The organism is Clostridium sp. MCC344 (assembly GCF_018785365.1).
Lineage (GTDB): Bacteria > Bacillota > Clostridia > Lachnospirales > Lachnospiraceae > Pilosibacter.
The window spans coordinates 1-241 of sequence record NZ_WQPQ01000101.1; the positions used below are offsets into that span (position 1 = coordinate 1).

2 rRNA genes are annotated in these 241 nt (G+C 51.9%); both read right to left on the reverse strand.

Features of this window, described 5'->3' with window-relative positions:
* A 5S ribosomal RNA gene (gene rrf, locus GPK90_RS17920) occupies window positions 1-110 on the reverse strand; the annotation flags it as partial.
* Between the two features lie 62 nt (window positions 111-172).
* Window positions 173-241 (reverse strand): 16S ribosomal RNA (locus GPK90_RS17925); the annotation flags it as partial.

Sequence of the window (241 nt, forward strand, 5' to 3'; positions counted from 1 at the left end):
CCCACCTGCTCTCCCATGCCGTCTCCAGCATAGTACCATCGGCCGCTTACGTCTTAACCGTCGTGTTCGGGATGGGAACGAGTGTGTCCCATAAGCGCATCGGCACCGGAATTCTTTTTTAGGTCCTTGAGACCTGAACAGTACGTAAAACCCTTACTTTATTCTTCCTTAGAAAGGAGGTGATCCAGCCGCACCTTCCGATACGGCTACCTTGTTACGACTTCACCCCAGTTATCAGACC